Annotated in this window: 19 protein-coding genes and 1 riboswitch; of the genes, 5 read left to right on the top strand and 14 right to left on the bottom strand. The window is 34.8% G+C overall.

The annotated features are described in order from the left end of the window. Positions 1-29: 29 nt before the first annotated feature. Positions 30-425 (bottom strand): thioredoxin family protein, encoded by a 396-nt coding sequence (locus I583_RS07585; RefSeq protein ID WP_010761085.1) that lies wholly within the window; start codon positions 423-425, stop codon positions 30-32. A gap of 83 nt (positions 426-508) precedes the next feature. Beyond that, positions 509-1,462, bottom strand: coding sequence for an ETX/MTX2 family pore-forming toxin (locus tag I583_RS07590; protein ID WP_167584572.1), 954 nt, complete (start codon positions 1,460-1,462; stop codon positions 509-511). Positions 1,463-1,929: 467 nt separating this feature from the next. Here I583_RS07590 and I583_RS07595 point away from each other — a divergent pair, with 467 nt between their 5' ends. Then, on the top strand, positions 1,930-2,847 hold the full coding sequence (locus tag I583_RS07595) for a helix-turn-helix transcriptional regulator (RefSeq protein ID WP_010761083.1): 918 nt from the start codon (positions 1,930-1,932) through the stop codon (positions 2,845-2,847). Between the two features lie 538 nt (positions 2,848-3,385). Here the strand turns inward: I583_RS07595 and I583_RS07600 are convergent. Next, positions 3,386-3,802, bottom strand: a complete 417-nt coding sequence (locus I583_RS07600) for a hypothetical protein (RefSeq protein ID WP_010761082.1) — start codon at positions 3,800-3,802, stop codon at positions 3,386-3,388. Positions 3,803-4,481: 679 nt separating this feature from the next. Continuing rightward, positions 4,482-6,317 carry a translation elongation factor 4 gene (gene lepA / locus I583_RS07605; RefSeq protein WP_010761081.1) on the bottom strand — a complete coding sequence of 612 codons (1,836 nt, stop codon included), beginning with the start codon at positions 6,315-6,317 and terminating at the stop codon, positions 4,482-4,484. A 295-nt stretch (positions 6,318-6,612) separates the two neighbouring features. On the opposite strand from lepA, the gene I583_RS07610 reads away from it, so the two are divergent. Genes I583_RS07610 through I583_RS07625 form a run of 4 tightly spaced genes read left to right on the top strand, consistent with a single transcriptional unit; the run spans position 6,613 to position 9,313 of the window. Next, complete coding sequence (locus tag I583_RS07610; RefSeq protein WP_010761080.1) at positions 6,613-7,833, top strand: GNAT family N-acetyltransferase; 1,221 nt, start codon at positions 6,613-6,615, stop codon at positions 7,831-7,833. 37 nt (positions 7,834-7,870) lie between these two features. Then, entirely contained in the window at positions 7,871-8,107 is a 237-nt protein-coding gene (locus I583_RS07615) for a DUF7662 domain-containing protein (protein WP_010761079.1), read from the top strand. A gap of 29 nt (positions 8,108-8,136) precedes the next feature. Next, positions 8,137-8,616: a nucleoside 2-deoxyribosyltransferase gene (locus I583_RS07620; RefSeq protein ID WP_010761078.1), complete on the top strand. Its 480-nt coding sequence runs from the start codon at positions 8,137-8,139 to the stop codon at positions 8,614-8,616. 19 nt (positions 8,617-8,635) lie between these two features. Beyond that, the gene (locus I583_RS07625) at positions 8,636-9,313 is read left to right on the top strand and encodes a DUF2238 domain-containing protein (RefSeq protein WP_010761077.1); all 678 of its coding nucleotides are present in this window, start codon (positions 8,636-8,638) and stop codon (positions 9,311-9,313) included. A 42-nt stretch (positions 9,314-9,355) separates the two neighbouring features. Here I583_RS07625 and I583_RS07630 read toward each other — a convergent pair whose 3' ends face one another. The 10 genes from I583_RS07630 to nrdR all read right to left on the bottom strand — a co-directional run bounded on the left by I583_RS07630 (position 9,356) and on the right by nrdR (position 21,781). Continuing rightward, positions 9,356-9,760 carry an organic hydroperoxide resistance protein gene (locus tag I583_RS07630; protein WP_010761076.1) on the bottom strand — a complete coding sequence of 135 codons (405 nt, stop codon included), beginning with the start codon at positions 9,758-9,760 and terminating at the stop codon, positions 9,356-9,358. A 171-nt stretch (positions 9,761-9,931) separates the two neighbouring features. Next, on the bottom strand, positions 9,932-10,372 hold the full coding sequence (locus tag I583_RS07635) for a MarR family winged helix-turn-helix transcriptional regulator (RefSeq protein WP_010761075.1): 441 nt from the start codon (positions 10,370-10,372) through the stop codon (positions 9,932-9,934). Positions 10,373-10,493: 121 nt separating this feature from the next. Then, positions 10,494-13,100, bottom strand: a complete 2,607-nt coding sequence (gene clpB / locus I583_RS07640) for an ATP-dependent chaperone ClpB (protein WP_010761074.1) — start codon at positions 13,098-13,100, stop codon at positions 10,494-10,496. 523 nt (positions 13,101-13,623) lie between these two features. Continuing rightward, a complete protein-coding gene (gene mgtA, locus I583_RS07645; protein WP_010761073.1) occupies positions 13,624-16,284 on the bottom strand; it encodes a magnesium-translocating P-type ATPase in 2,661 nt (886 codons plus the stop codon). Positions 16,285-16,545: 261 nt separating this feature from the next. Next, positions 16,546-17,013 (bottom strand): GNAT family N-acetyltransferase, encoded by a 468-nt coding sequence (locus I583_RS07650; protein ID WP_010761071.1) that lies wholly within the window; start codon positions 17,011-17,013, stop codon positions 16,546-16,548. Between the two features lie 32 nt (positions 17,014-17,045). Continuing rightward, positions 17,046-17,711, bottom strand: coding sequence for an MgtC/SapB family protein (locus I583_RS07655; RefSeq protein ID WP_034682823.1), 666 nt, complete (start codon positions 17,709-17,711; stop codon positions 17,046-17,048). 263 nt (positions 17,712-17,974) lie between these two features. Continuing rightward, positions 17,975-18,145, bottom strand: a riboswitch (M-box (ykoK) riboswitch). 166 nt (positions 18,146-18,311) lie between these two features. Continuing rightward, complete coding sequence (locus I583_RS07660; protein WP_010761069.1) at positions 18,312-18,782, bottom strand: hypothetical protein; 471 nt, start codon at positions 18,780-18,782, stop codon at positions 18,312-18,314. 165 nt (positions 18,783-18,947) lie between these two features. Beyond that, entirely contained in the window at positions 18,948-19,877 is a 930-nt protein-coding gene (gene dnaI / locus I583_RS07665) for a primosomal protein DnaI (protein ID WP_010761068.1), read from the bottom strand. After that, positions 19,877-21,283: a replication initiation and membrane attachment family protein gene (locus I583_RS07670; protein ID WP_010761067.1), complete on the bottom strand. Its 1,407-nt coding sequence runs from the start codon at positions 21,281-21,283 to the stop codon at positions 19,877-19,879. Before I583_RS07670 ends, dnaI begins: the two co-directional genes overlap by 1 nt. Positions 21,284-21,295: 12 nt before the next feature. Next, a complete protein-coding gene (gene nrdR, locus I583_RS07675; RefSeq protein WP_010761066.1) occupies positions 21,296-21,781 on the bottom strand; it encodes a transcriptional regulator NrdR in 486 nt (161 codons plus the stop codon). Positions 21,782-21,805: the final 24 nt, after the last annotated feature.

Consider the following 21,805-nt stretch of genomic DNA (forward strand, 5'->3'; position numbering starts at 1 on the left):
CGCTTAGGTTTCCCTTCATTAGCAAACAGTCAACTTTCAGATTGCTTGATAAAATTTTCAATTTCTTTTTCGCTTTTATCTCCCACTAGTGTTGCGATTATCTCTTTATTTTTATAGATAACTAGAGCAGGTATTTGCTCAATTTTAAAATTTTCCATTTCTTTGGAAAGCAGGCTATCTTGGAGATGGTTGTCAATATTGTAATAATAAAGAACTTTCCCTTGGTTTTTCATAACTGCTTTTAATTTAGGGAAAAAATTTTTACAGTGGGGACAAGAATCGCGACCAAAATATATAATAGCTCTCCCATGTTGAGGTAAAACAAGATCAATCGAATGTTCTTTTGGAATTTCAGTCAAACTTTCTTTTGGCGAACACCCTATAAGAAACAATACTATTAAAATAACTAGACTTATTTTTTTCATATCCACACCTATTTTCACCAGCTAATAATAGATCAAGGGACATGGTTAATTCGCATTTTGCCATTTATGCCCCTTGTAAAAGGTTAAATATCTTGAGATCTCACATTCACTAATTTAGGATTGTTAGGATCAGTAATGTCGTAATCTTTTGTAACAACGCGATGACCACCTACACCTTCAAAGCTACCTTCTCCTTTGAAGAAAGGTATTTTTTTCTCACCTGGTACTTTCGTGTTCATATACATACCAGAATTTTCTAACTCTTGTTTATGAGTATCATCTAAATTGTCATAGATAACTGTAAAATCTTTAGTAAAGTCTCTCTTGTCCGCATAAGCACAGATTACTCCGCCTGGTACTCCACTACAATTACTAGCCTGAGCCTCAAGCTCTATTTTAATATCATTACTAACTGGTTCAGCCGTAAAGTTAACAGTTCCGCCAAACTCAAGTACATACAGTTCCGTCACTACCTTAATTACTTGCTTAGGTTTCACTGTATATGGTTGTGGTGATGTACTTAGTGTTTCTGATTCTGATTCAGTAATGGATTCTGATTTATTGATATCAAACGGCAAATTTATTTTACCCATGCCGATAATATCTGCACCTACAATGACATTAGCGATATCATCTGGTAAGCTAAAACCTTTCTTAATTGTGGTAGTCGTGGATTTCGTTTTGGTATAGGAATACGAATGAGTATTCCTTATTTCTGGCTTGTCACTTGTTTGGTTCGTTAAAATGTCTTCCCCGAGATGTTTGATCAGAACTTCTCTTTTAGATACATCCCCCGTTTGGCCTTTCACATTTACTTTTAAGTTATGTGAGTTCTTTTCTGGAACTCGCGGGTATGTGCAAGTGTGAACATTATTCTGACATGGTGTCTCCGTTCCTGCAATGAACTTTTCATAGTAAAAAGTTCCCGTTTTTGACATTAGTTCATTAACATTAGTAGTCCCAACTTGTGGTTGAATTCCTTTTCGTACGGTTTCTGCTTGTGCAGTACTAAATGGAGAAAATAGTAAAGTACTCATTATAATACTTGCACTAAATAATTTTGCTAATTTCATATGGATATACCTTCCTCTCTTTTTTGTATTTTTAAGTAACTGGTTAATCTTGAACTATTCTTTAAAAAGAAAATCATGGATTTTTGAACTATCAACTCCTTTCTTAATATGATTTGCTACTTCCCCCACCTCCTGTCATTACCTGATCATAACGTAACAATCTTTTCGCTCGTTTACTATAAACATTAGGGTCTATTTTTTTAAGGACGTGAAATTAGCTTTTGTAATACTTAGAAAAAATCAAAGTTTAGTCGGGTTTAGAAAAGTTTAGAGCATTTATACCAGTATAGAGTTGATAACTATTTTGCCTACTCGTTATATATAATTCCAAAATACTTTTTAAACGTTTTGACCTATAAATTTTTCACTTTTTTTATATTTACTTGTATAATAATTCTGTAAACAAATAATTTATCAAAATGAGGTGACGTATGTTTTCTTTAAATTATTTCGTATTTTTTCTGCTATGTTATTTTTCTGTTGTCGTGTTGTCTGTGATACTTTTTTTAAAAGACAAAAACAAAATCTATCGAATGTTACTGATCTATTTTTTACTTTTCTTTTTTGGCGCTCTTTCGGATTATATTAATGTTATGCTTTCAGAAAAGCCTGTTTGTCCATTCTGCTCTTTCTTCCCGTTAGTAAATATTTCTATTTACATTCTAACGATTATCTATTCATTTTTGCTTTGTAAACAACATATCCCAGCGTCTAGTTTATGGAAACATGTTTTACTATTAACTCTAACGATTTCATTAATTTTATTACCGATGCACATTGGGAAACATTGGACAGCAAGCATTTTAATTGCTTATTTAACAGATAATATCTTTTTTATTTATCTTGGTTACTTAACAAGAAAAAAACCACAAACACCAAATTCCATTCTCAATCAATTTCTTTTCCAAAATAAAAGTTTTGGTTTAACTTTAATCTTGGGAGGTTCCGTTATAATAATTTTGGACTTATATTATTTTTTTCACCTGTCAGATTCCCAATATTATTTCTTCTCAATCCATGGACAGAATATAAACAATGACAGTGTATCAATTCTGCTGTGCTTTTGGTTGGTTAAGTTTTTCATGCAAAGAATTCACATCGAACCTGTAACTTCTCTTTCTTCTGATTCCTTTGAAAGTTTTTGTTCACACTTTCACTTAACGAAACGTGAAAAAGATATCTTAGCTGAACTATTGACCAATATGACTCATCAAGAAATTGCCGATAAGCTATATATATCGATTGGAACAGTCAAAGCTCACTCTCATAATATTTTTTCGAAAACAGAAGTAAATAGAAAAGAAGATTTAATACAGCTCTATGAACGATTTATGAGCAAAAAAATTTAAAAACAGCCTAACAATTCTCTAAATCTAATGAATTTTGCTGTTTCCTTAAAAAGAATTAACAATAGATATCGTGATATCAGAAGTAAAATTTGGATGAATCAGTAAAGAAATTTAAGAATAAAAAAATAATTGCCAACCACCGGCATGAATTTTGGCGGGTGGTTGGCTCGTATAATATAGTATAGTTATTAATTCATCTCATAAAATAACGTTTTGAAATAATATTTCATGAAAAATACAATATAAAATTAGAGTGTTTAAACAATCTTATCAAAATAGTAAAAAGAAATGCCTATAGATTTAGTAACTACTATAATTAGAAATTTTTTTATCCTTCGGGACCATTATTTTCCAGCCAAACAAAAAAGCGTAGAAGTTTTTTCCTCTACGCTTCATCATTTTTAGATTTAATTCTTTGGATTTTCTTCACTAATATTAGTTGACAAAGAGCCTAAATAAAAAAGCACTCACCTATTCCCATAAGTGAGCGCTATCATAAAAGATATTGTCTATTATTATCATATTTAAAGATAAGGATTTACTTACTCAATGTATACGTTATTCCATGAATAGTAATGTTTTCAATTTTATTTGGCCACCCTTTTGTATGCCATTTTCCAGAGTTGGCTTGCGCTTCAATTTTATCTGCTCCCTGTGCATAAAATTTATTCTGATTCTTATTATACCAAGGGTCGTTATGAGGATTAGGACTAAGCTGATATCTCATCTTACCTGGGTTTATTTCGTATCCTCTGTTTGTTCCTCCAAAGGAAGCTTCCATCCACTTATAAGTTTTACCTTCAATTTTCATACTTCCAGCAATTTTTATTGGCTGTACTGACGATACTTCTACATTATTAATTTGATCCTGCGCCTCAACATGTTGGCTACTATAAAACAACGTACCTCCAAGAAAAATTGCTGCTCCTAAACTAAAAACTAAAAATTTCTTCATAAAATACCTTCCTTTCTGTTTATGTTTTTTTAGTACATATATATTATTGCAAAGATTCATTAAATACATGTTAACGTTTGCAATTAATTTAATATTTTTTTATTTTACATTATTGGTTTTTAATTATATTTTACTTTTTGTTTTGTTAAAAACTTCACATGAGGGTGTCCTACCGACAAAAGAGCGATGTCAAGCTAGGTTTAAACTGATTTTTTTCACTGTTTAAGTCATGTGCAGCTTCGACATTTATAATTAACTTATCAATTAATTCCCTTGTGTAGTATCCTCCTTATTCAAACCATTCTGGATGATATTCTTTCGCCCCTACACCTGTAAAACACAGTCTTTTTCCAGACAGTCCTCTAGTTTCTTTTCATTCTATTTTTTTCATTCAGCGCAATAGTTGTTTTCAACGGTTTCCTCATTGCAATCTGGACACAATAGGCAGTCGTAATCGTCTCGCATCTACTACTAACTCTAGATTTTCATGTTTGTTGTCAATTGTCTCTGCCGCTTTTCTTATCTCTATTACTGATGAAAACTGAAATTGTTGATATTTTTGAACAACGGCTAAAAGATACTGCCTTTTAAATAAAAAAATCCCACGAGTTTATACGCTCGTGGGAAAAAATGTGGGAAAATTATAGTTTTATTTTTGCCTAAAACTCTCAAACCCTTGCTATTTTTTCGGTTCGTCCTCATCCATTTTCAGAACAGCCATGAAGGCTTCTTGCGGAACTTCCACAGAACCAACTTGTTTCATCCTTTTTTTACCATCTTTTTGTTTCTCTAACAACTTACGTTTACGTGAAATATCCCCACCATAACATTTAGCCAAAACGTTTTTGCGTAGCGCCTTGATTGTGGAGCGAGCAGTGATTTTTTGCCCGATTGCGGCTTGAATCGGCACTTCAAATTGTTGTCTAGGAATTAGTTTCTTCAATTTCTCAACGATTACTTTTCCACGTTCAAAAGCAAAATCTTTATGCACAATAAAACTTAGTGCATCGACCTTTTCTGAGTTTAACAAAATATCCATCTTAGATAGATTACTCTTACGGTAACCAATCATTTCGTAATCTAATGAAGCATATCCTTTTGTTCCTGATTTTAAACGGTCAAAGAAATCATACACAATTTCAGATAACGGCATATCATAAATGACATTTACTCGGTATTCATCTAAGTAGTCCATTGTGACAAATTCACCACGTTTACGCTGTGAAATTTCCATGACAGCCCCAACATATTCATTTGGGACCATAATTGTTGCTTTAACGTATGGTTCTTCCACAAAGTCAACAGAGCTTTGATCTGGAAATTCAGCTGGATTGTCAACCACGATCTTCGTGCCATCGGTCTTCGTTACATGATAGATTACTGATGGTGCCGTTGTGATCAAATCAAGGTTAAATTCTCGTTCCAATCGTTCTTGAATAACATCCATATGCAACAGACCTAAAAATCCACAACGATAACCAAAACCTAATGCTTGAGACGATTCAGCTTCAAACTGCAACGCTGCATCATTTAGTTGTAATTTTTCCAAGGCTTCTCGTAACTCAACATATCGTGAATTGTCGATTGGGTATAATCCACAATAAACCATCGGATTCATTTTACGATATCCTGCTAACGCTTCTTTGGCGGGATTATTAGCTAAGGTTACCGTATCCCCTACTTGCGTATCACGAACCGTTTTGATTGCAGCTGTAATGTAACCAACATCACCGACCATTAAGAAGTCACGGCTGATCGGTTTTGGTGAGAATATTCCAACATCTGTCACTTCAAACGTCTTATTATTATTCATCATCATGATCTTATCACCAGGTTTGACAACCCCGTCCATGATGCGGACATTTAAAATAACTCCACGATAACTGTCATAGACAGAATCAAAAATCAACGCTTTTAATGGTGCTTCAAGATCACCAGTTGGTGCTGGAACCAAATCAACGATTTGTTCTAAAATATCTTCGATCCCAATACCAGCTTTAGCACTTGCTAAAACAGCATCACTGGCATCGATCCCGATCACATCTTCGATTTCCGTACGAACTCTTTCCGGATCTGCTGCTGGTAAATCAATTTTATTGATAACTGGAATAATTTCCAAATCATTATCTAACGCTAAATAAACATTCGCTAATGTTTGTGCTTCGATTCCTTGAGCCGCATCTACAACTAAGATAGCCCCTTCACAGGCTGCCAAACTTCTCGATACTTCATAAGTAAAATCGACATGTCCGGGAGTGTCGATCAAATGAAAGATATAATCTTCGCCGTCTTTTGCTGTATAGGTTAGTTCAACAGCATTTAGCTTGATCGTGATACCACGTTCACGCTCTAAATCCATAGCATCAAGTAATTGATCTTGCATCTCACGATCTGACACAGTCTCAGTCTTTTGTAAAATTCGGTCAGCAAGCGTTGATTTTCCGTGGTCAATATGAGCAATAATGGAAAAGTTACGAATTTTTTCTTGTCTTTGCTTCATTTCATTTATATTCATTAATAGTCCTCATTTCTTTTATGAAAGGCTGAATGAGCGTGTGATTTTGTTGGTTCAAATCGTACTAGCTCATCGCTCAGATCATTTTCAATCAGCACTTTCCATTATAGCAAGATTTCCATCAGAATTAAAGAACTTTCCCACGTTTCCCAATTCCTACTTGCACTTTTCAACTAGAGTAACACACTATTTTCTACCTAAAAAATCCTTCTTTACCATTTCTTAGTAAGTAATACTCTATTTATTCACCTTTTTTTGATATACTGGAGGTAGAAAAACAATTGGAGATGGAAAAATGGACCAAAAAGAGTTCAGAGATAATTTAGAATTAAAAGCGGTAGATGAAAAATATGTGGATCAGTTCAATGAATTATTGAGCTATGTCTTCCAGTTTACAGAAGCAGATTTAGAGGAAAGCGGCTATGAAAGTAAAAAAGAGTTGATCAAATCAAAACAGCCGATTTTAGAGCAGTCAAAAGTATTTGGCTGGTTTCATGAGGATCAATTGATTTCCCAAATTGCAATTTACCCATGTGAAGTAAATATTCACGGGAAACTTTTCAAAATGGGCGGTATCACAGGTGTTGGAACCTATCCTGAATATGCCAATCATGGCTTGATGCAGGATTTGATTCATCTGGCCCTTAAAAATATGAGGGCAGATAAGCAGTGGATTTCGTACCTTTATCCTTATAGTATTCCTTACTATCGTAGAAAAGGCTGGGAAATCATGTCGGATAAGTTGTCGTTCAAAATTCGTGATACTCAATTGCCTAAGCAAGTTTCAGTCCCAGGAATGGTAGAACGCGTAAGCGTCGATCATGAAGATGTATTTACTGTTTATGCAAAATTTGCCCGTCAAAATCATGGTGCTTTAATTCGTAGTGAATTTAATTGGGAAGAATATTGGCGCTTTGAAAATGAAGACGAACGAACTGCTGCTGTTTATTACGGCGCAAATCAAGAACCTTTAGGTGTACTTTTTTACTGGGTAGCTGAAGATGTGTTCCATATCAAAGAAATGTTCTATATCAATCAGGAAGCGCGAAATGCATTGTGGAATTTTATTTCGGCTCATTTTTCAATGATTGATTGGGCTGAAGGGGACATTTATAAAAATGAACCACTAGCTTTTTTATTAGATGACAGCCAAATCAAGGAAACGATCGAACCTTATTACATGGCTAGAATCGTCGATGTCAAAGAAATGCTATTGGCTTATCCATACGCTAGCACCGCAAAACCATTTCACTTTGTAGTAAGCGATCCTGTTGCAGAATGGAATAATGGTGTGTTTAGTTTATTATGGGATGAAGATGATCAAGTTTCTGTAACAGATGAGCCATTAGGGCAGTCTGTACATATCGATATTCAAACCTTGACTTGTTTATTGATGAATTACCGCCGTCCAACTTATCTACATCGAATCGAACGTTTAGGTACAGATAAGGAAACATTGAATTCATTAGAACGAATCTTGCCTGATCAAGAAGCTTATTTTAGTGATTATTTTTGATCACATTACTAATAAATGCTCAACAAAGGATGATTTTATGAATGACTTTCTTGTTATTCCAACGTTACTAGCCAAAACTACAAACTTACAATTATCATTTGCAGAAATAGAGGCCCAAATGAACCATAATCATATGCTACCTGAACTGGCTAAAACCTATAGTGCCTGGTGGACAAAAAAAGAACATTCTTTTTCAAGTGGATGGGCTGCCTATGGTTATCAAGTTGATAAAGTCGATTTAGTGAATCAGCTTGTCTTTTTTTCAAAAAAATAGAATTACTAAACTAACTTAGAGGTGACACAATGAACATATATTTTGCAGGACCGATGTTTGCTAAAGCAGACTTACTATATAATGAATACTTAGTAAAAGAAATTCGTGCTTTAGATGATTCTATCAAGGTTTATTTACCACAAGAAAATGGTGCGATCAACGACAAAACTGCCTATGCCGATAGTAAGATGATTGCACTAGCCGATACTGAAAAAGTGCTTGAAAGTGATTTGCTTGTAGCTGTTTTAGATGGTATTACAATTGATGCAGGTGTGGCTTCTGAAATCGGCGTAGCTTACGCTAAAAATATTCCAATGGTTGGTCTTTATACTGATACTCGCCAACAAGGAGCTGATAATCAAAAAAAATTAGCAGCAATAGGTGATATTGCTGAAAATCAATTTCATTATCTAAACCTGTATACCATTGGCTTAGTAAAATTAAATGGAGCAGTTGTTAGCGGTGAGCAAGCATTTTTAGATTTAATCAAAGAAAAGTTAAATAAATAAGCAAATCGGAGGCTTTTATATGAAGTTAGAATTTGAGGATAAACAAGAAAAAAGTGCCTTTTATTTTTTACTTGTGTTTGGTGTTATCACCTTGATCGTCAATATTGTTAAAACATTTGTAGTACAACCAACGGAACAATACGTATTATTGACGTTTGAAATGATTGCAGGAATTGCTGTGATCTTCGTACCCTTTATATTCACAAAATTTACAGGCTTGGTTTTTCCCAAAATGGTACGTCTTTATTATTGGTTTTTCATTTGGATCGCAGTTTTTCTTGGAACGGGTTTACGCTTGATCATTATTGTACCGTTTTGGGATAAAATTCTTCATGCTGTCAGTCCAATTTTATTAGTAGCTGTGGGATATGCGATTATTGGCTATTGTTTACGTGAGTCGGATTTTTCTAAAATCAGTCCTTGGTTGTTTATTATTATGGGATTTGCTTTTGCCGGGTTATGCGGTGTTTTCTGGGAGTTCTGGGAATTTCTTTGTGATTCACTTGGTAATATGAATTTACAGCGTTATATGACGGAATCCGGGCAACCTTATATCGGTCGTGAGGCGCTGATGGATACCATGGGAGATTTGCTTACCAATACGATTGGTGCGTTGATTCTAACAGTATATAGTTTTACGCAACGACATAAACCAGAGTATTTTAAAGCTTATGCGTTTAGAAAAGTAAATAAATAAAAAATCGGCACTTTAGATGTTCTAAAGTTGCCGATTTTTTATTTATTCTACTTCTAATTCAACAGAAATATTTCCTCTTGTCGCTTTTGAATAAGGACATACTTCATGGGCTGCCTTCACTAACTCTTCCGCTGTTTCACGGTCAACATCATCGATTTTAACAGATAAAACAACTCCAACTTGGAAACCAGATTGTTCATCGCTAAATAATGATACAGTCGCTTTTACTGTGCTTTTTGATGTGATTTTTTGATTCGCCATTACAAGTTCTAAAGCACTATTGAAACAAGAGCTGTAAGCTGCTGCGAATAGTTGCTCTGGATTTGTTTTATTTTCTTGATGAGGACCAGGAGAGGTTACTTGATAGCTAAATGATTTATCTGGAGAAAAAACTTCCCCTTCTCTTCCACCAGTGTTGATGATTGTTGTTGAATAGATTTTTTTCATGATTCATTCCTCCACTTCTTATTGTCATAGCTTCATCGTACAATTAAATTGTACACAACATTTATGAATATGTACATTAGTTTGCATCATAAAAAAATGATTTAATAAAAAAGACTTTAATCAGAGGTAGTGGTAAATTACCTTCTTCTTAAAGTCTTTTTGTTCCATCGTTTACTGTTTGATTCCATCGATTTGTTTACTTAAGGAATTGATTTGTTCGATCAATGAAAAATAGTCTTTTTGATTAAAATCCAGTTGTGTTAAACAGCCTTCTACTTGATCATAAATCTCATTTTCCAACTGAATCGCTTTATCCGAAAGTGAAATGATCACGATTCGTTCATCTTCTGGTAATCTATCTCGATGGACATACCCATTTTTTTCCATCCTTTTTAACATTGGTGTCAATGTACCTGTATCCAACGCAAGTTTTTCTCCAATATCAGAGATCCGCTGATCTGAAAATTCCCATAAAACAAGTAACACCAAATATTGAGGATAGGTTAAATGAAATGGTTTCAATGCTTTAGCATACATTCTATTAAATTGCTTTGAAGCTGTTTGTAAAGAAAAACACAATTGTTCTTCTAATCGTCTGCTTTTTTTATCCACTGAATCCCTCTTTTATAATGTTAATATAATAGTTAGATTCTACACAATATCATTTTTAAAATCAATTTTTTTTGCTTATAAAAAGGGAGATAGCCTTAAAAAGACTACCTCAACTTTTAAACTATTCTTCTATTATCGGCTCATTTTCAAAAACTAGCTGTTCATTCAATAAACTGATGGTTACTTTTGTTTTAGGTAATATACGGCCTGAAACAATTTCTTTTGCTAATGGTGTTTCTACTTCTTTAGTAATAAATCGTTTCAATGGACGTGCACCGTAAGCTGGATCATAACCACTTTCAGCAATCCACGTTTTCGCTTCATCAGAAATTACCAATTCAATTTCTTGATGTTCTAAACGTTTTGCTAATTGAGCTGTCATTTTTCCAATGATACCTTTAACGTTATCCAAGCTTAGTGGCGTGAACAATATAGTATCATCAATTCTATTTAAGAATTCTGGTTTGAAATTGCCTCGTAATATCGTCATAACTTGTTCTTCTACTTCTTCTGGAATCGTGCCTTCTGGCGTTACCCCTTCAAGCAATAGTTGAGAACCGATATTACTTGTCATGATCAACACAGTATTTTTGAAATCAACTACTCGTCCTTTAGAATCCGTTAAGCGACCATCATCTAATACTTGGAGTAAAATGTTGAATACGTCTGGATGTGCTTTTTCAATTTCATCTAATAAAACGATTGTATATGGATTACGTCGAACAGCTTCTGTTAATTGACCACCTTCTTCGTAACCAATGTAGCCTGGAGGTGCTCCAACTAAACGAGATACACTGTGTTTTTCCATATACTCACTCATATCGATCCGAACCATATGATCTTCTGAATCAAATAGGTCTTCTGCTAACGCTTTAGCAAGCTCAGTCTTACCAACACCAGTTGGTCCTAAGAATAAGAAAGAACCTAATGGACGGTTTGGATCTTGCAACCCAGCACGTGAACGAATCACTGCATCACTTACCGCATCTACAGCTTCATCTTGACCAATAACACGTTTGTGAAGGGTTTCGTTTAATTTCATTAGTTTTTCCCGTTCGCCTTCAACTAGTTTTGTTACTGGAATCCCTGTTAAGCGTCCGACAACTTGTGCAATTTCGTTTTCTGTCACTGCTTCTTGAACCATACGCACATTATCCTTGGCGTTTTTAGCTTCAAGTTCTTTTAACTCTTCTTCTAATTGTGGAATCGTACCATGACGGAGAACAGCTGCTCTTTCTAAATCATAATTGTTTTCAGCATCTTCTAATTCATGTTTTGCCTTGTCGATTTCTCCGCGTTTATTGCTGACAGCATTGACTTCTTCTTTTTCTGTTTCCCATTGCATCTTCATTGCGTTGGCTTCTTCACGAAGATCTGCTAATTCTTCTTGTAATGCGTTTAGGCGTTTTTTGCTGGCATCATCCGATTCTTTTTTCAATGCTGCTTCTTCGATCTCTAATTGCATCAAACGACGTGTTACTTGATCAAGTTCTGTCGGCATTGAATTCATTTCAACACGAATCGTTGCGCTCGCTTCGTCAACTAGATCGATGGCTTTATCAGGCAAGAAACGATCTGTGATGTATCGATCGGATAAAGTAGCTGCAGCAACTAATGCATTATCGTGGATATTAACACTATGATGAATTTCAAAACGTTCTTTTAATCCACGTAAAATACTGATCGTATCTTCTACAGTTGGTTCTTTCACTAAGACTTTTTGGAAACGACGTTCTAGTGCTTTATCTTTTTCCATATATTGACGGTATTCATCCAATGTTGTAGCACCAATCAAGTGTAATTCCCCACGAGCCAACATTGGTTTTAACAAATTCCCAGCATCCATGCTGCCTTCTGTTTTTCCTGCTCCAACGATATTGTGAATTTCATCGATGAATAAAATGATACGCCCTTCACTTTTCTTCACTTCTTTTAAAACTGCTTTTAGACGTTCTTCAAATTCACCACGGAACTTGGCTCCAGCGATCAAGGCCCCCATATCTAATGAAAAGATAGTTTTATCTTTTAAATTTTCAGGGACATCTTTACGCACGATTCGTTGCGCTAATCCTTCAACGATCGCTGTTTTACCCACACCTGGTTCACCGATTAAAACAGGATTATTCTTTGTTTTACGAGAAAGAATTCGAATCACGTCGCGAATTTCTTCATCACGGCCAATAATAGGATCTTGGTTACCGCTTTTTACTTGTTGGACTAAATCTACCCCATATTTTTCTAATGCTTTGTATTGTTCTTCTTGATTTTGAGAAGTCACACGATCTCCCCCTCTCATGTCTTCGATATTTTTACGTAGTTCTTTTTCTGTGATTCCCTGACTTGTTAGGTATTTTGTTAAACGATAATTTTTCAATTTCATCAACGCTAAAATCACAATTTCAGTTGCTAGAAACTCATCTTGAAATGATTCTCTAAGTTTGTCTGCTTCACCTAGTAAGTTAAACAGATTTTGGCTCATACTTTGACCATACTGAATGTTACTGCCTTGAATACTCGGATATTCATCGATAGCTTTATCAATTTCACGTTCAAAAGCTTCTACATCAACTCCTGCATCTGTATAAAAATTACGTCCAAAATGATTCGGCTGCAAAAAAATCTTCCATAAATGAGCAATATCGATTTCCTGATGATGACGAGTCGCTGCTACCTGTTGCGCCTCTGCAATTGCCTCTTGTAATGTCGTTGTCATTTTTTCGATGTTCATAGAATTACCTCCTAAATTTAAAAGCGTAGCAGACTCGCCCAGCTTCTATTGAAAAATAGGAAAAATCGACTGTGACTCTTTTGGTCACGTTCTATTTTTCTCTTTTTTCTGAGGAGCTAGCCTGCGTAGCTGGATAATGTTGAAGTGTAAAGAGCTTGCTCAGCCTTGAAAGCAAAATAGAAAAATCAACTGTGATATTTTTGGTCACAAACTATTTTTATCTTTTTTCCAAAGTCCCAGCTCATAAATCTCTACTATATAAATAGTACCGTTAGTTTATCAAAAAGACATTAGGTCTTTTGTACTATTTTTCATAAGGTCTATAGTCTGATTAATTTTGACCTTATAAATCAATTATACCCGTTTGGTCAGCGAAGGTCAAATAAAAGCTATCGTTTTTTTGACTATTTTTTTACCTATATCAATGATAACGCAACTTACTATTTTAGCAAAAGATATACGGTTATTCAGATAAAAAAAGATTGACGCCCACTATTTCGTGGACTCAATCTTTTAATCAATATTATAGCAGTTCTCCAAAGCGTTTCACATAGAATTTTTTTACGATCATAACTAAGAACAAATATGCAAATATAGTCAAACCTAACCAAGCAAAATAATGAAGTGGCAGTTCAGCTAGCCCTAAATTTTCACCAAAACTTGTAAATGGTAAAATCGTTCCAACAGCAATTCCTAAAGTTGTAATAGTTGTTAAAATAAATGATGCACGGCTTTGTATAAATGGAATCTTCGGTGTCCTTAATGTGTGGATCACCAACGTTTGTGACCAAAGTGATTCTATAAACCAACCAGCATGGAAAATTGCAATAAAGGTCGCTTGTTGTGCGGGATCTAAATCGTGATAGTTCCCACCCACTAATTGAGGACAGATAATAAAGTACATTAACAAATAAGTTGTAATATCAAAGACTGAACTAGTCGGCCCTAACCATTTCATAAACGAACCGATTTTTGATGCATTCCATTTTTTGGGCTGTTCCAAATATTCATCATCCACATGATCCCAAGGAATCGACATACATGAAATATCATAAATCAAATTTAGAAATAGTAATTGCAACGGTAACATTGGTAAAAATGGTAAAAAGATACTAGCAACAACAACCGAAAACATATTGCCAAAATTAGAACTAGCTGTCATTTTGACGTACTTCATAATATTTCCAAAGGTCGTTCTGCCCGCTAATAACCCGCGTTCCAGAACCATCAAGTCTTTTTCTAATAAGATGACATCTGCTGATTCTTTTGCAATATCAACAGCTGTATCTACTGAGATACCAACATCAGCTTCTTTCATCGCAGGGGCATCATTAATACCATCTCCCATAAAACCAACCGTGTGTCCAGCTTCTCTTAACACTTGAACGATTCTTGTTTTTTGTTGTGGTGTCAATTTTACAAAAATATTGTATTTTTCCGCAACCATTTTTAGCTCAAAATCATTCATTCTCGCGATTTCATTCCCTGTGATCAGTTCTTCATTGGCTAATCCAACTTGTTTACATACTGATTTTGTTACTAAAGCATTATCCCCAGTCAATACTTTGACGCCGACACCATGTTTTTTTAGCGCTTCTAAGGCGGCTTTGGTGGTTTCTTTTGGTGGATCAAGGAATGCAAGATAACCAATCAAGACCATCTCATTTTCATCTGAAACAGAGAACTCATCAACAGTCGCTGGATTTGTTTTTTGAGAAACAGCCAATACACGTAGTCCATCTTCGTTCAGCTCTTCAACAGTTTTCAAAATTTCAGTTTTAAGCGTTTTTGTTAATGGTCTAACTGTTCCTTGATAGTCAACAAAACTTGAAATTTCCAGCATTTCTTCAACGGCACCTTTTGTGATCATTTGAGTTTTACCCGATGTATCTTCGATCACCACACTCATGCGACGTCGTTTAAAATCAAAGGGAATTTCATCTACTTTTTTGTACTTAGAAGAATCGATCGATAATTCATCATTTGCCGCATCAATGATTGCTACATCCATTAAATTTTTCAATCCAGTTTGATAATAGCTATTAAAAAATGCATGACGCAATACCCGGCTATCTTCTTTTCCATCGCAATCTAAATGATATTCTAAAATAATTTTGTCTTGGGTCAGCGTACCTGTCTTATCCGTACATAGAACATCGATTGCACCAAAATTTTGAATTGCATTTAAATTTTTGATAATTGTTCCTTTTTTAGCCATACTTGATGCACCTTTTACAAGATTTGTCGTCACGATCATCGGCAACATTTCTGGTGTTAAACCAACTGCTACAGACAAACCAAACAGAAATGCTTCAAACCAATCACCTTTTGTTAATCCGTTAATCAAAAATACTGCTGGCGCCATTACTAACATAAATCGAATCAACAACCAAGACGTTTTGCTAATGCCAACTTCAAAATTGGTTTGAGGATTTTTATCAGACACATCTTGTGCTACTTTTCCAAAAAGTGTGTCATCTCCTACTGAAACTACGATTCCTTCTGCACTCCCACTGATTACGTTACTGCCCATAAAAACGATATTTTCGTATTCCGTTTCCACACTATTCACTTTCAACTTGTAATCTGCTCTTTTTTCAACAGGGTAACTTTCTCCTGTCATTGCAGATTGCGAAATAAAGAGGTCTTTTGTTTTTGTTAAGCGAATATCTGCTGGGATCATATCACCTGCAGATAATTTTACAATATCCCCACAAACGATTTCTTCGATTGGCAGTTCTACTTGTTTTTTTCTGCGAACAACGGTTGCCGTAATTTTTACCATGTTATTCAATTTTTCTGCTGCTTGATTTGATTTAACAGATTGTATCAATGTCATAGTCCCACTTATCAAGACCATCGCTACAATGATAAGCACACCGATAAGATCCCGGTCAGCTGGCGGTGCAATAACATAGTCCGTTATAAACGAAATAATAGCTAACGTAATCAAAACAATCGTAAATGGGGTAAAATAAGCTTTGATTATTTCAACAAATAAAGGCGTTTTTTTCCCATGTGTAATGATATTCTCTCCAAATTCTTCCCTTGATAAAACGGCTTGCTGGTGAGTTAAGCCCATTCTTGAAGAATTGAAAAATGTTAAGATGTTTTCAGCTGAGTTTCTTGCGAAATATTCATATGATTGGTTATTATTTTTGTTCAATACTGCTCTTTTATCCATATAGTTCTCCTTCTTTCTAAAACTCTGATCAATGAAATAACAGACAGCTTTGTATAAACGTTAGTCATCTAGAACTTCATAATGTTATCTCTATTTTAGGAATCGGACTGATGGAAAAAGAGGATCTATTATCGGAGAAATTTACTTAATTACCCTAGAAACAAATAGACAATAATATTTAGTTTCTTCAACAGATTTCTCTATCCATAAGTCCTTGATCATCTGACTACTGTCATCCATTTGTTTCCATCTCCTTTAGCGTTATATGTTTGATGATTCTAGTCTTCGCGTGTTGTTTTTTGTACAAATACGTTTCTCAAATTTTTTTAAGATCACTTGTCCATCTGAGTAAGCATAGCCAATACGTTTATACCCAAAATGATCATAAAATCCCCAAGCTTGCTTACGACCAGTTAAAAATATGGTTTGAAAATTCATCAGTTCTGCCATTTTTTCTGCAAATTCAAGTAATTGTTTTCCTATGCCAAATCCTTGATACCGATCATCAATCGCAACTTGTTTGATTTGAGCTACTGTTTGGCTTCTTTTAGAAAGAAGTAAAGTCCCCACAACTTCCCCTTCAACCAGCGCAACCATATGAATATCCTGTTTTTCATTGACAGGTAATTCTTTGATCCATTCTTTCCCCGCACTAGTTTTGAGTAGCTTATTTCTTAAAAAGATTCCTTGCCAATATTCTTCACTGTTCCAATTAATGATTTTGACCATCACTGTTTTACCATTTTGATTCCTCCATTCTTTTAATTGCTCATTTGATTAATTTCAATGACTTCTGATAGTTGAGATAATTCTGAAATAATCGTATTGACTGCTAGTGTGCCATTTCTGGTTGCTTCGATTTCTAAAAATAGTCTTACTTTTTTCCCTGCCAAATCAGTACAGGAAAATTTTGTGAATGTTAAGCAATATTTATCCAGTAACTGGATAATTTCTGTTCTTAGCATGACTTCACTTGTATTGCTGGCAATAACTGATAGATAATGAATCGAATCTGTTTGTGCCTCCTCTCTTTGAACAGTTAAATCGTCTATTTTAAATGATAAATTTCTTAATAAAATATTGACTAACATTAAAGCGAATGCACAGATCATTCCTTGAATAACAAATCCTGCTCCAATTAAACTTCCAACAGCAGCTGAACACCATAATGTTGCCGCTGTATTAATACCAGTCACGCTAAATCCTTCACGTAAAATCACCCCTCCAGCAAGAAAGCCAATCCCACTAACTACTTGGGCCGCGATTCGTGTAGGACTACTATCGTCTTGGATCAACGTGGATAATGAAACGAATTGACATGAACCAAATGTTACTAACGTCATTGTTCTCATTCCAGCCAGTTTTTTTCGCCATTGCCGCTCAGCCCCAATGACCATTCCTGCAAAAATACTGGCGATAATGTTGATTAAAAATTCATAGCATACTCCTTTCTTAGATTTGTTGGTATGTTTAGTTGTGACTCACAAGAATGGAAACTGCACTATCTTCGTTCGCAAATTACTGTTTCTCAGCTATTCTGACCTTCAATTCTCAAGTTAGGAATTGATAAGATCGAAATGAAATATAGCCATTCACAGCATTTTTCACTGTGACGAAGCTTTGGTGAGCAAGCAAAAACCTTCCGCCAAAACTCAGCGGAAGGTCATAAATAAGCGCACAAAAAAAAGCCTGCATGATCTAGTCGTTGAGTTTTGGCACTATACAACGTAAAAAGCAGAGCTTTTAGCTACCTTATGAAAAGCCTTGTAATCGACAATCCCTGTTCTACCCATTGGCATCTCTCGATGTTTTTGGGCAGTAGCCTGTGTTTGTATAGGAGCCTCACCTAACAAATCTATTTAGTTATCTTACAGGTGAAACTATACCATCGTTTTAAAACAAATGTCAATGTTTTTTTATTTAATTTTTTAATGAAAAATAATTTTTGATTTATAAAAATAAAATAACCGCTGTTACAAAGCACTTATTCACGTACTTTATAATAGCGGTCATACATTTCAAAATTATTAAATTTTTTCAACTTTGACAACTGAATTTCCAGCCACTTGAGGTGGGATCGACATTGTCATCGCAGGTAATCCGACTAAAGTAAATTGAATCTTATCTCCTGTTTTTAGATCATTTTCTGTGATTCCATTGGCCAATTGTTCCTTCGATACATTCAAAATGACACCATCGTTTTTCATCATAGCACTAATTTTTTCTGGATCTTCAACGGCTTCGACTTCTTTTAAAACCACACGGATCGATTGATCCACTGTATCATTTTTTTTAGCATCTTCAACTAAAACTGCTGTGAATACCGATTGAGATTTTTCTTGATCTTTAGTGTTCGATGTTTCATTGGTGGTTTGATCTTTTTTACTGCTCATCGAGGTCTCTTCACTTCCTTTTGATGAATCTTTTTTATTTTGTGTGCATGCCCCTAAAGAAATCAATGTGAACACCGCTACTATTGTCATTACGATTTTTTTCATCGATATGTCCTCCAATACTGATACTTTATTATAAACTATACAAACTATCATAGTCCAATACGATCATTCGTTATTTAAAGAAAATAAAAAAAGACAGAGACACATTCATTGAATTATGTCTCTGTCACATAAAATTTGGATAAATAACAAGGGTAAAATCAAATTCTATCCATTTCGTCGATCATTACCAGACATTGTAATCTCTTGTGCTAAGTAACGAATACGCTCCATGATTCGACGAGCCTTTAAAGGTTCTTGTTCTCCACGTTGGGTCACAGATAAATGTTTCTCTAAATCTTTCAAATTCAGATTTGATGAAAAAAATGTTACTAATTGTTCCTGCATACGGTATTGCAAAATAACACTTAATACATCATCACGAATCCAAGAAGTCATTGATTCTGCACCAAGATCATCGATCATTAAAACAGGGGATTTCTTAACAGCATCAAGTTTTGGCCCCACCATATCTTTACCGATTGCTTGTTTCATTTCGACAGTAAAAGTTGGGAAGTGCACGATTGTTGTAACAAAACCACGTTCGGCTAAGCTATTGGCAATCGCACCTAATAAAAATGATTTTCCTACACCAAATGTACCTTGAAGATACAGCCCTTTATGAAATTCTTTAGCATTTGATGTATACTCATTTAAAAATTTCATTGTTTCAGCCATTGCTTGAGCACGTCCCTGTGACGCCGTATCGAATCGACTTAAACTAGCTTCTCGTACATCTTTAGGCATGTCCATTGCTCGAACGCGTTTTCGAATTTCATCTTCTTTTTGCTTAGCAATCAAAGCTTCCGTCGGTACATAGGTAACATCAATGTAATGGAAATTCAAGGTTAATTGAGGCTCATATCCAGGAGCAATCATAGTTGGATCGTTTAATTGATATTTACGTTTTTCTTGGACAAACTCGTAAAGTTTTGAATAACTTTTTTGGATATCTTCGTCTGTCAACCGCTCACGGTTTTCTTCGATAAACTGTTGTACATCAGTATCTTTCAGTACCACTTCAACCAGTTCATTATATCGTTCACTCATATCTCTGCTTTGAATAATTTTTGACATTTCTTTTCCTACATCTTCCATTAATTGCCGCCTCCTTTACTCAAGAAATCCTGAATTTCTTTGTCTAGTCGTGCTTGCTCTTCTTTCGATAGTTTCTGCTCTTCTACCGGATTATCCACCCAATCCGGTAATGTTTCTTGACGAATCGGTCCATTATTTTGTCCGTATCGCTGTCTTGTTTGTTTTTGCTCTTTGCCTTTTTTGGCTATTTCACGTACATGATCTATAGCTTTCTCAGGCGAAAAAATACCACTTTGCGCCCACTCATTGGCTATTCGATTCACATATTCAGCCTTTAATGTGGGTTGTTTTTGTATGTTATAAACATAATTAATCAAAATATTGATTACACTGTTCGGCAGACCAGATTTGCTGACAAGATACTTGACCAAAGAACGCTCTTGCGGAGTTGTATACCCACCACGCTCGTTTTTTAATGCTTCTAAATAATTTAATGGAAAATTTTTCTCACTATCCATAATCATCTGAATATCTTGGGTTGAAAAACCATTCATTTTTAATGAATTATAACGATAGGTTTGCTGATCTTCGGCAGATAGATCAACTGAATCATTTTTTTGAAACTCACTTGTCTTTTGCTTTTTATTAGGATCATAGGTTCTATAAACTGCTCGTTCAAAGTCCTTTACATCGATCTTACTTGTATAATAATCGAAGGATTTAGAACAAAAATCAATCATATCTAATTCTGTGATTCCAAATAAATTATGAAAAATAAATACTTCTTCTTTAAACCCAACACTATTATCCGGCAATTTAATCCCAAGTTTTTCAATCCCTTGAACAAAATAGGACCAATCAAAGCTTTCATTGACCGCACTTGGTTTTTGAGCAGGTCTTGGATCATTGAAAGATTGCTCCATTTGACTTAGCAGCTTACTTTGAGAAACAATTTGTTCTTCTTTGAATAGATAAGCATCTTTAAATCCAACTGATACATCTTCAAAACCAGTTAAGTTAACAAATTTTGGTTTGAAACGCTCAAATAATTTATCTAACTTTCTTTGTCCTACACTATTCAACAAGGTTAGTGACAATACTTCATCTTTAAAAAATCGTTCAGCTGTTTCAGGATGGTTCAACCGATATAAAAAATGCGTTCCCAGTTCGGAATCATTTTTGACAAAGGTTCCTAATAAACCAATTCCTTCTAATTTCATTCTAGCTGCTTGAATTTGTTTGATGCTCATGTCCATCATCGTAATCAAATCAGCATGAAAAAGTGAGGCACTAAGACCTGACTCTTCAACTTCTGATAAAAGTGTCAAATACAAACTAAACGCCTCAGCACCTATAATTGGTTGGTACAACAGAGTCAGTATGGTTTGTTCTTGATTGGATAATGGATAAGATAGTGCTACTTGAAAAATACTTTTAGGATGGACTTCTTTCCAATTGTCTTTCAAGGAAAGACCTCCTTATTCATTTGTTGTATCTGAATTTGAAGATTTTGCTTTATCTACAATGCCTTGCAGTTCTTTTAAGAAAACACTCATATCTTTAAATTGACGGTAGACACTAGCAAATCTGATATAAGCAATTTCATCTAAGTTGACTAAATCTTCCATAACATATTCTCCAACTAATGTAGTTGAAATTTCATTTTCACCTAAGCTACGTACACGGTTTTCAACATTATCAACGATTTGCTCCATTTGTTCCATGGCAACAGGTCGTTTTTCAGCTGAACGGATCAACCCACGTAAAATTTTCTCTCGATTAAATTCTTCACGATCACCATTTTTCTTGATGACTAACAACGGTGCTGCTTCAATTCGTTCAAACGTTGTAAAACGGTAATTGCAATTTTCACATTCTCTACGACGACGAATCGCACGGCCATCATCAGCTTGACGACTATCAATTACACGAGAATTATTATGATGACATCTTGGACAACGCATAGTGTTCACCTCATTTTATCTTAT

It is taken from the genome of Enterococcus haemoperoxidus ATCC BAA-382 (assembly GCF_000407165.1).
GTDB classification, from domain to species: Bacteria; Bacillota; Bacilli; order Lactobacillales; family Enterococcaceae; genus Enterococcus_L; species Enterococcus_L haemoperoxidus.